The sequence below is a fragment of the Coprococcus sp. AF38-1 genome (genome assembly GCF_003603945.1).
GTDB lineage: Bacteria > Bacillota > Clostridia > Lachnospirales > Lachnospiraceae > Coprococcus > Coprococcus aceti.
The window spans coordinates 416527-427720 of sequence record NZ_QVGO01000003.1 but is presented as its reverse complement, the minus strand read 5'-3'; the positions used below and the strand labels follow the sequence as shown (position 1 = coordinate 427720).

The 11194-nt window shown below is 44.4% G+C and carries 13 protein-coding genes; all 13 read right to left on the bottom strand.

Annotated features, from left to right (window positions below; genetic code table 11):
* A partial coding sequence (locus tag DW025_RS14950) for a hypothetical protein (protein WP_207666802.1) occupies positions 1-1056 on the bottom strand: 1056 nt, incomplete at its 3' end.
* Positions 1053-1757: a TetR/AcrR family transcriptional regulator gene (locus DW025_RS06415; RefSeq protein WP_243104912.1), complete on the bottom strand. Its 705-nt coding sequence runs from the start codon at positions 1755-1757 to the stop codon at positions 1053-1055. The genes DW025_RS06415 and DW025_RS14950, both read right to left, overlap by 4 nt.
* A gap of 129 nt (positions 1758-1886) precedes the next feature.
* The gene (locus tag DW025_RS06410) at positions 1887-2192 is read right to left on the bottom strand and encodes a TnpV protein (RefSeq protein ID WP_119999206.1); all 306 of its coding nucleotides are present in this window, start codon (positions 2190-2192) and stop codon (positions 1887-1889) included.
* Positions 2193-2211: 19 nt separating this feature from the next.
* Entirely contained in the window at positions 2212-2643 is a 432-nt protein-coding gene (locus DW025_RS06405) for a hypothetical protein (protein ID WP_119999204.1), read from the bottom strand.
* Positions 2644-2850: 207 nt separating this feature from the next.
* A complete protein-coding gene (locus DW025_RS06395; protein ID WP_330521953.1) occupies positions 2851-3090 on the bottom strand; it encodes a GNAT family N-acetyltransferase in 240 nt (79 codons plus the stop codon).
* Positions 3083-3478 (bottom strand): C-GCAxxG-C-C family protein, encoded by a 396-nt coding sequence (locus DW025_RS06390; protein WP_119999202.1) that lies wholly within the window; start codon positions 3476-3478, stop codon positions 3083-3085. The genes DW025_RS06395 and DW025_RS06390 overlap by 8 nt, the downstream gene beginning before the upstream one ends.
* Before the next feature lie 260 nt (positions 3479-3738).
* The gene (locus DW025_RS06385; RefSeq protein ID WP_243104911.1) at positions 3739-5136 is read right to left on the bottom strand and encodes a hypothetical protein; all 1398 of its coding nucleotides are present in this window, start codon (positions 5134-5136) and stop codon (positions 3739-3741) included.
* Between the two features lie 36 nt (positions 5137-5172).
* Positions 5173-5829, bottom strand: coding sequence for an FtsX-like permease family protein (locus DW025_RS15110; protein WP_243104909.1), 657 nt, complete (start codon positions 5827-5829; stop codon positions 5173-5175).
* On the bottom strand, positions 5816-6583 hold the full coding sequence (locus tag DW025_RS06380; protein ID WP_119999221.1) for an ABC transporter ATP-binding protein: 768 nt from the start codon (positions 6581-6583) through the stop codon (positions 5816-5818). The genes DW025_RS15110 and DW025_RS06380 overlap by 14 nt, the downstream gene beginning before the upstream one ends.
* Before the next feature lie 211 nt (positions 6584-6794).
* Positions 6795-7820 carry a sensor histidine kinase gene (locus DW025_RS06375; protein WP_119999200.1) on the bottom strand — a complete coding sequence of 342 codons (1026 nt, stop codon included), beginning with the start codon at positions 7818-7820 and terminating at the stop codon, positions 6795-6797.
* A gap of 58 nt (positions 7821-7878) precedes the next feature.
* On the bottom strand, positions 7879-8541 hold the full coding sequence (locus DW025_RS06370) for a response regulator transcription factor (protein ID WP_119999198.1): 663 nt from the start codon (positions 8539-8541) through the stop codon (positions 7879-7881).
* Positions 8542-8776: 235 nt separating this feature from the next.
* A complete protein-coding gene (locus tag DW025_RS06365) occupies positions 8777-9994 on the bottom strand; it encodes a 2-hydroxyacyl-CoA dehydratase (RefSeq protein WP_119999196.1) in 1218 nt (405 codons plus the stop codon).
* Positions 9995-10278: 284 nt separating this feature from the next.
* Entirely contained in the window at positions 10279-11121 is an 843-nt protein-coding gene (locus DW025_RS06360; RefSeq protein ID WP_004854109.1) for a radical SAM protein, read from the bottom strand.
* Between the last annotated feature and the right edge of the window lie 73 nt (positions 11122-11194).

Sequence of the window (11194 nt, the reverse complement as noted above, 5' to 3'; positions counted from 1 at the left end):
ACATTTGTGATCTTTGTTTGCATCGATGCAATTCTCCGTTTGCGTGCCTGCAGAGCATCCGTCAACAGTGCAGGTGCGGGTATGGGTGCCGTCTTCGTTGGACGTCCAAGCGCCCCAGTTGTGATCCAGCACATTGCCGGAGAAGAAGGTCACCTCATCCGCCGTGCCCTCGGAGCTCAGACCGCAGACTGCGCAGGACTTGTAATAGATCGCCTTTCCCGTGCAGGTGGCGGCGGATTTCAGGTACTTTGCATCCACGGTCTCCGCCGTGAAGTCGTGGGGCAGCTTTTCGCCATACTCAGACTTGCATACCTCGCAGACGGCTTTTGCGGTGCAGGTCGCCGTGCCGCCGGTGCAGTTATTAGTCTCGGTGTGCGAGGCATCGCGCTTGCAGGTGCGGGTATGGGTGCCGTCTTCGTTGGACGTCCAAGCGCCCCAGTCGTGATCCAGCGCATTGCCGGAGAAGAAGGTCGCCTCATCCGCCGTGCCCTCGGAGCTCAGACCGCAGACTGCGCAGGACTTGTAGTAGACCGCCTTTTCGGTACAGGTTGCAGCAGACTTCAAATACTGCGCCTCTGCTTTTTCGGCAGTGAAGCTGTGTGCCGCCATCTCGCCGTATTCGCCGCCGCAGACCGTGCAGACAGCCTTTGCGGTGCAGGTCGCCGTGCCGCCGTGGCAATTCTCGGTTTCTGTATGGCTGGTGTCACGCTTACAGATTCGGGTGTGGGTCTTTTCATCGCTGTTCTGCGTCCAAGTGCCCCAGTCGTGCCCAAGCGGTTCGGAAGATCCGCCGCATTCCGTGCATGTCCTTCCGCTTGTGCAAGTCGCCGTTCCGCTCCATTCGTGTGACATTCCGTAATCCCATATATTATGACACACCGTGCATGTAACATAGCATTGGTGCCAATTATTATCTGTGTATCGATAAGTCAGCCTTACCGTTTGTATCCGGTTGCATTTAGTACAAAACGCAGTACCCGCCGCATATGCCGTCATAGGCATAACAGCCAGCATCACGCACAGTATGAGCACAACGCTCAAAATTTTCTTATTCATATAGTTTCCTCTCCTTTGCTGTCCTTTGACAGCTTAAAATCGTATTTCATTTCCAGCATTGCAAACAGCTTATACATAACCTCTGTAGCAATTGCTTCAATATCCAGTGATTGAATAAAGGCAAGCACCTTTGCCTGTTCTTCCTCTGGCACACGATATACTCTCATTGCTGCCGTCAAAAAACGGCTGAGCTTGCGTTCCAACGGAAAATGAATATCACATTTTCTCGCCATATAGCTGCGCATCAATCCCGCCGTGCCAATTTCCATCTCATAAAAGTCGCTCTCGGTATCATCGGGAAAATTTTCACCAAAAATCTGCTTCAGCTCTGCTGTGGTATGCAGGTAAATATATTCCGACGTGTCGGGCAGGGAATAGGCTTCAATGTAGATTTCTCGCAGGTTCTCATTCAGTTCAGTCAGTGTCAGTTGGATCGCCGTTTCCACCGCATAGGCATAAACCGGCGGCAGCTTGCTGTCTGCAATGCTTCTTGCCACGCCGAACTGTCCGCCGAACATCGTTTCGGTCAATTCCAGCAAAACTCTGTCCTTGGTAGGAAACAGATTCAAATAGCTTCCCCTTGCAACACCTGCTTCATCCACAATCTGACTGACAGAGGTGTTTTTATACCCCTGTTCCAGAAAGAGACGGACGCACACGGTCAGTATTTTCCTCTTTGTTTCACTGCTGTCTCTCCGCAAATATATCGCCTCTCTTTAAACGTTTTAGTACGCATACTAATAATATCATAACAAGTGCAAAAAGGCAATTGGAATTTGAAACTTTACCTCCGTAAATTGTGACATTTCCGCAAACGCTGGCTTCTTCCATTACTTACGGAACTTTATGACTTCTTGAATACTGCCCGCAAAGGAAAAGCCACCGTCGCTTGACAGCAGCCAAGAAAACATTGCTTCTGCCTGCTCGTCGAAGTCTGCAAGGTAATCGTTCAGCTTGCCGGTGGTCAGCAGCTCGGAATAGAGTGCCTTGCGGTGCTGTTTCAGATACCGCAAATGCCGCTGTCCCCATATGCCGATGGGTCTGCTCTCCGGCTCGTCCTCTCCGGCAATCAAATAGTAGTCCCCGACAAGCTCATACTGCAAGCCTGTCCTTTCGTCTGTGATGAATTTCTCCATAGTGTCGTCCTCCTTGGTTTTATATTGCTTCTCCGGCTTTCTGCCCGGATTGCTTACGGTGATAATAGGCAAGCTGTTTCCGCCTGCGGTTGATGGTTTTGCATTCCTCGGAGCATAGCACCTCCTGACCGTTGGACGGCCAGAAGGGCTTACCACAAATCTCGCAGACCTTTTGACGGAAGGTGTGCTCTCCCTTTTCGGCAAAGCGTTTCTTTTCTTTTTCGGCTTGCTGATGGGCTTTTGTACAGTCGGTGTTGCAAAACCTCTGCCTTATGCTGTTCGGATAAAACTCTTTGCCGCACTGTTCGCAGATACGCTTCAGGTACTTATGACCGTCATTCGCCGCCCAGCGTTCCGCCTTGGTTTTTCCAACCAAAAGTAGCCAACAATATAACTTCTTGTATATATTACACACGTAGTATTTCAAGATAAAAAAATATAAGTTCATCATATCAAAACTCCTTTATAATAAATATTACATTTGTAGTATTTGTTATAAAGGAGTTTATTGCTGTGTCAATACTAATTACTTATAACTTCGCCCTAAAATAAGTAACTCCCGGCAGCACCGAAACATTCATTCCGATCCAGACGTTATCTTCCACTGTGATAGGCAAGGCAATCTCTAAATGTAACTTTTGCTCCATCATCATATATACTACAGCTTATACTGCATGAAATTACCATTATGAACAAATCCGAAATCCGTATACAATTTAACACCCATGTCAGATGCCGTGATCTGTATCGTTCCACATCCATAATCCCTTGCATCATTTACAACACGGGATAACAGTTCCTTTGCAATGCCCTTTCTTCCATTACTTGCATCCTCCATTCCCGAAGCCCTTTTTCCTCCAGGATAGGTAAACACGTTGTTCTTGTTATATTTATTCACTCTTCACCAGTTCATCTATCAGCTCTATAGCCTCCCTGATCATGCCGTCACAGTGCACTTTCTTGATTCCGCCCTTTTGTGCATTTGCCTTTAACAGATCGACACAATCGGTCATGCCATTGTGGTTATCTGCTATCCTGCGCCTGAACTGATTTATCACGTATGGATTCTCAATGCCCAGAGCGCCAAGTACCATAAGTCCTCCTGTGATCGCACCGCATGTCAAGCCGCACTTCATGCCACCACCGAAATTAGCACTGAGCTTTGCCGCCATATCTCCTGTTATTCCGAGCTCGTCCGCGTAAGCCCGCAGGATGGTCTGCGCACAGTTATTGACCATCGGTGTCTCGTTTCTTATCTCCATAGCTTTTTCTACGTGTTTGTTCATTATGACTTCCTCCAATCCATATACAAATAATCATTTGTTAACCATCAAAATTCCTTTTTATGTATCCCTTTGAGGAATTTCCCCATTACAACTCTATATAAAAAATGGCGGGGAGTCTCCCCGCCTAATTAGGTTGGACCTGGGTCTTACGACCAGCCCAGACAATGTGACACGTCACATTTATATCGTATGTTGATGATAACATAATTATGTTATTCATTCAATAAAAAGTGCAATTATTTTCAATAATAGTTATATCCTCACTCACTGATAATCTTCCTGCTGCACAGATACGTTATAAGGAAATATCCGCCATATATGATTACCACGATGGCAGCCGTGATTCCGATAGCACCTGCTATATCATACGCTCCCATAGTGTCAAGAATCTTCGTGCTGACCATCATTCCAAATACCGAATGGACTATGGCGAGAGCAAGTGGGAATACGAAGAATAGTCCCATCTGTGAGAAAAGGGCCTTGTTGATCATGTGCTGATCCACGCCAAGCTTTCTGAGCATCTTGTATCTCTCTATGTTGTCTGTACTCTCTGAGAGCTCTTTGAGTGCGAGGATGGCTGCACCGGATATGAGGAATATGAGTCCGATATACATACCTATAAATGATGCGATAGCTCCAACTCCCACGCTGGCTGCCTTAATACTATCTTTAGTGTTTACTGTGATAAGTCCGCAGGTCACATCCTTATTCGATACCTTATTTATAATCGTATCGCTATCCTGTATGGCATCTATGTCCTGATCGGCATACTTTCCGATGAAATACTCTTTCGCGAACTGTGCACCTTCAACGACTGAATCCGGCACGATAAACACACCTGTGTTGAGGGGCTGAGTGGCAAGCTCTATATCACCATCTATACAATACGAGATAACCGGTTTAAGCTTGTTGCCATATACCTCTATCTCTTTTCCCTCCTGAAGTCTCTCATCACGGATCTTAACGAATATTCTATAATTTGCCAGGATTGCATACTCGTCATCGGCAAGCTGGATCTCCGCTTTGTCATAAATCTTTGCCACCTTGTTGTAGTCAGACTGTGATATGATCTCCTCCGTTCCCTCAAATCTAGACAAAGCGTTTACATCTATTCCAAGAGAATCAATCAAAGCCTCATCTCCCAGATAGTTTCTGATTGTAAGTGCAGGACATGTATATGTGTGTACGTCAACGTAATCTGAGAAGTATGATCCAAGATCCACATTATTTTCACTATATACATCTTCTATGCTCTTTCCATCAGTCACCTCAAGTTTCTTCAAAAGATCATTTGTCTCGCTGTCATTACCCATCTCGTCCTCGTCATAATAGATTGAATCACTGCTCTGGGTTTTCGATATACTCACATCCGCTCTTGCGTACTTTGCAATGCCCTCATTTAAGGAATTCTTCACTGCAAGCGCTGATGAAAGCACGCATATTGTCACAAAAAGCATCAGACAGATGACTGATATTGAAAGTACATTTGTATTTACACGGCTGCTCATCTGTCTGACGACAAATGTATTGAGTCCCTTATAGTACACATTCTTCATGGATGACACGATCCTGAAGAGCATTCCGGACACTGACCAGAAGAAAAGCACCGTTGCAACGCATCCGACCACGATCCACTTGTAGAGATCTTTCATGTACATGTCATTTATATCGGTAATTACCGCATGATAAGCATATCAAAGTGATACAGCTGATATCAGGAACACGATAACTGATACCCATGGATTCTTGATCTTGACGTTCTCAGACTTTCTTCCATTCTGGAAAAGGTCGATGAGCTTACATTTGCTGATGATAAAAGTGTTGAAGATTATAACCACCACATATATGATTGCAAAATACAGACAGGTCTTGGCAAATGCGCTGCCGGAGAATACAAAGCTGTATGATGACATATCTGCATCGAACATGTTTGCAACAAGTACACTTGTGAGCTGTGAGATTCCTATTCCGGCAAGAAGTCCTACCACAAGTGATACAAGTCCGATGATAAGTGTCTCTATGAAAAGCATTGTGGACACCTTGCGTTTTCCCATTCCCAGGATGAGGTACAGACCAAATTCTTTGTTACGCCTCTTCATCAGGAAACGGCTTGCATATATGATGAGGAATCCGAGCACAAATGCGATGAACACGCTGACGCCCGCGATTATCTTGCTCATGAGCTGCACGACCTGTCTTGTGTCAGCCGATATCCGGAGCATGGCGGTCTGCGTCTCTATGGCATTGAACACATAGAAGATTGCAACACCGAGTACCAAAGTGAAGAAATATATGGCATAGTCCTTTATACTCTTCTTCATATTTGATGCGGAAAGCTTAAAGAGCGTCATTCAGATCACCTCCAAGCAGTGTCACGACATCTATGATCTTATTGAAGAATTCTTTTCTGGTATCTCCGCCTCTTCTGAGCTCATGGAACACCTTGCCATCCTTGATGAACAGTATTCGCTTTGCATAGCTTGCTGTAAATGAATCGTGTGTGACCATAAGTATGGTGGTGTTCAGGTTCTCGTTCAGAGCCTTGAGTCTCTCGAGCAAAAGCTTTGCTGATTTCGAATCAAGTGCTCCTGTAGGCTCGTCGGCGAGCACAAGCTTTGGATCAGTTATGATAGCTCTGGCCGATGCCACTCTCTGTTTCTGTCCGCCAGACATCTGATAAGGATATTTTTTAAGCACGCTCTCTATCTCAAGCTGCTTTGCAACAGCTCTGACCTTCTCGTCTATCTGCTTTGCAGAAACGTTCTGTATGGAGAGCGCCAATGCTACGTTCTCATACGCCGTGAGTGTGTCAAGAAGATTAAAGTCCTGGAATATGAAACCGAGCTCCTCACGTCTGAATGCATTTAGCTTGTTGCCCTTTAACGTGGTGATATCCTTTCCGCCCACATATATGTGTCCACTGCTAACCTTATCTATAGTTGAAACGCAGTTAAGCAGTGTCGTCTTACCGCTTCCCGATGCACCCATGATAGCAACGAACTCTCCTGCCTCCACATCGAATGATATTCCATCTATGGCCTTTGTCATATTGGATTTGTTTCCATAATATTTCTCAATGTTGTCAATCTTTAATATTGTTTCCATTGAATTTTCCATTGAATTTCCCATTGGATTTTCCATTGAAATGCCTCCTCAAATGTTTGTTTATTACTGCTCTCACCATTGAACATATTTGCAGTTTACACATTTTGAAAGCAATTGTCCTTTTTCCATTATTACCTAACATTACAATTCTGTAACCTTGGGGACGCTCACCCGATCCGGTATCCCACTATCGAAAAACGCAATTTTTATATCATCCAATCTTGTATATATCATTATGTCCAAATACTATGCTCACATCTGTGTATTCATCCACCTTTGACGCTATATTCAGCTTATGTCCCAGCTGCCTGCACAGATTGTCTATTATATAAAGTCCCATACCTGTGGATTTCGCATGTTTCCGGCCATTTTCCCCGGTAAATGATTTCTTGCACACAAGTGGAATATCAGACTGTGGTATACCTATTCCATTGTCCCTTATGTGTAGAGCCTTGCCGTCACCCAACGGTTCAGTCCAGATCTCTATAGTCTTTTCCTGTCCTCGGTCTATATACTTGATACTGTTGCTCACGATCTGATTTACCATAAATTCAAGCCATTTTGAATCTGTCACAACACATTCATCCACATCATGAACATTCAACGATATGTCACCATCAAGCAGCATATCCTTGTTCTTCACAGCCACCCTTCCGATGACACTCTTAAGATTTGTCTCGGCAAATCTGTAATCTGCCGATGCATGCTCCGCCCTCACATAGTAGAGGACCTGATCCGCATACGCGTCAAGCCTTGCGACCTGATCCACATATTTTCTCGGGATCACATCCCTGTTGTTGTGGCACATGAGCACCAGACTGGCTATAGGAAGCTTGATCTCGTGAACCCAGATCTCAATAAAGTCCTTGAAATCCTCCACGCTGTCCCTGTACTTTCTCACATTCTCAGTCATGGACTTGTTGATGTCGTACATAGCTGAATACACCAGCTTTCCCTCGTAGAAGTCAGGCTCGTCCAAAGTGTCAAGTATGAGATACTTCTGATCCAGTTCATCCAGATGTCCAACCAGACTGTTGTAGAACTTATATTTTCTCAGATAATCGAAAGCGATAACCGAGACGACAAATATCACAGCCACTATGACGAACATAATTCTCATCTGTAACTGTGAGTGAAATGCCATCATGAGCAGATATGTGAATATCACAAATATCACAAATCCCGCATATCCCGCAATTATTCCAAGTTTATCCTTTATATACAAGCCAAATTTCATTTTACAAAATTACTCCAATCTTTTGTCACTGTAAATGATATACAATCCCACTTACCTGTCATACAAGTCGGTATCCCTGCTTCTTCCTGGTCTCTATGGCATCATCATATCCAAGATCCGCCAGTTTTCCTCTGAGCCTGCTGATGTTCACCGTGAGTGCATTGTCATTTACAAACTCATCATTATCCCACAGGTCTGTCATGATCTCATCTCTCGACACTATCTTTTCCCTGTTGGCAAGCAGCAGCTGGAATATGATCATCTCATTCTTGGTGAGAACCATCTCCTGATCACCTTTGCTGATTGTCCCCTTGCTGAAGTTGACCTCCGCATCTCTGTATGATGCCGTATTCTGGCTGCCCTCCATGCGCTTGAGCACCGCCGCTATCCTAAGCAGAAGTATCGTTGGATTGTATGGCTTTGTTATATAATCATCCGCGCCATAACTCATGGACAGCACCTCATCCATCTCGGAAGTCCTGCTTGTGACCATGATGATAGGCACATCAGATTCCTTTCTTATCTCCTTCACTAAGTTTCTGCCGTTTATCCCCGGAATATTGATATCCATGAGCACCAGATTTGGTGCCGCTTTCAATATATCGTCCTTTGTATTGTCAAAGCTCTTAAGACTCTCAGCCTCATAGCCCTCATTCTCAAGTATCTGCACTAGCTCATCACAGATGCTCTCGTCATCTTCAACAACAAATATCTTTTTCATCTTTATTTCTCCATTTTCTATTTTCCATTTAGGCAATTACGAAACCCTTAATCTATTCAACATGCAAGAAGATGTTTAGCATTACCAAATCAGGGGAATACGAAGTCGCCGGTACTTAGATGGCACGTTAGTGACATCTTTAGTACCGTTGCAGACTAAGTTAAGCGAGAGCGACCCCTGATTGGTATGCTAAAACATCTCTTGCACATTCAGCGTATTTAAGTTTCGCAATTGCCTATTTCCCCATTTTAAGTGGCATGTCCACCAGCATCCTCGCCCTGTTGTAGACATTCAGCTTTGAACCACTGGAATCCACATCACAGCTCACTATCATGCCCTGCGGCAGCTTCTTCTGAAGTGAAGGGTACAAACCTCTTCCACATGTGTGATTAGGCATACAGCCAAATGGCTGAACCGCCAGAACCTTTGGACACTCATGGAGTATGTGTCCCGTTATCTCCGCGCCGATGAGCCAGCCATCTCCTGTTTTATATCCCCAGCTCACATATCCTTCAGCCTCACGCTTCATCGTGAAGAAATCCTCCATGGTATAGAACCCATATTTTCTAAGCGCCTCTATCATCGCTCTCTGCAGGCTGCCGAAGAACTTCAGCCCCGCCTTGTAAAGCAGAGATTCAAATGTCATATTGTCTGTGAGATGTGAATCCATATAGTACATGGCATACCAAGAAAGCCCATTTGTATGGCTCTCACATCCATTTGACTCGAGGAACTTTATCATATCCCAGTTGCCCAAGTGGCAATACTTTATGTACAGCTCTCCCACTATCCCCACTCGCTGTTTCCTCTTATCATGCAGCTTTATCCTTGAAAAATCCCTGGCTATACTGACAAAGTTTCGTTTCATCCTGCCGAGAGTCAGATTCTTTCCATCTTTCAGATCTCTGGACAGGATATCTATCCACTTCTGCCAAACCTTTTGCGACTGCCCCTTTTTCACCTCATTTGGCCTTGTCTGATTGAGGAGCAGCATGAGTATATCTCCGTAGAAGAGTCCGAACAGGGCTCTCCACACCATGAATGGCTGCACGCGCATCTGGCATTCCTTCTCCAGCCCCTTAACATTCAGAGACAATATCTTTACCCTGTCAAATCCTGCCTTTCTCACCGACTCCTTTAACACATGTAAGTAGTTGGCTCCCCTGCATGCATCCCCCGCCGTCGGCATGAGAAGTCTTGTCCGGTTGATGTCATACTTGCCTGACTGCAGTGCATCTATCATCTGCCCGGCATTTAACACAATCGGATAACACATATCATTGTTCACATACTTAAGTCCCACATCCGTGATATGATCCTCATTTGACAGTATGACCGGATGATAATCCTTTGAATAAAAGGCGTATTTTATCAGAGGAAAATGCGCATCCAGCATGGCTGGGATCAGCAATATATATTTTTCATTCCATGCGTTCTCGTCTATCTTATACATAATTTACTCCCCATATACTTTGCAGTGATATAACGTGTTTGTAGCACTTTAATTATATATTATAACTTCTTTTGCATGCACCTAGCCACTGTTTACTAATTAATTATGTTAAACTTATTTTTTGATATAACAAAACACAGGTACTATATAAAATGTCACACCCGTTACAATGGTTTTAACATCTTATATAGCACCTGTGTCTCAACGCAAATATTTTTATAGACTGCTAGAGCATAGGCTGGGAACTGAACTATCGATGATTTTCCCGGTTCTTGTTCTTAAGTTTATTCCAGAATACTCTTTGCAAGCTTCTGCTCCTCATCAGTAGGCGGGTCGATTCCCTCAAGCTTATATGGTATTCCAAGTCTCTCCCACTCAGGGATTCCGAGCTTGTGATATGGAAGTACCTCAACTTTATCTACAGTCTTAAGAGTGTCTATGAACTCCTTAGTCTTTCTCAGATCATCCTCATCAGTTGTGATGGTTGGTACCAGTACGTGTCTGATCCACATATGCTTACCCTGATCTGACAGATACTGTGCAAGATCAAGTATATTGCTGTTGGAGAATCCTGTGAGATCTCTATGCTTGTCATCATTGATCTGCTTGATATCAAGCAGGAACAAATCTGTGAGGTTCATCAGCTCATTGAACTTGGAGAAGAATGGCTCCTCCCTTGTAAATGGATTGCCGGCTGTATCTATTGTTGTATGAATACCTTCAGCCTTTGCAAGCTTGAAAAACTCGATGAGGAAATCCATCTGAAGCAGCGCCTCACCACCGCTCACTGTTATACCACCACCGTTTTTCCAATATGGCTTATAGCGGAGCGCCTGCTTTAACAGGTCCTCAGGGGTCCTCGCCTCGATCTTGACGCCCTTATCCTTCAGCAGCTTTGTATTCTCTTCTATCTTCTTCTCAAGTTCTTCTCTCTCAGCATCGCTTGTTTCATCTGAGTAAAGCTTACTATAGTCTGTCACAAGATTCCATGTCTCTGGGTTGTGACAATATTTACATCTCATCTTGCAGCCCTGTAAAAAAACTACAAATCTTATACCTGGACCATCTACTGCTCCAAAGCTCTCTGTCGAATGGACATATCCTAAAACCTGTTTCTTTTCAGACATATTTCACCTCTAAGTTCTTCCTATTCAAATACAACTCTCAATTAATGAAAGTAATTACAAACAAAACTACATG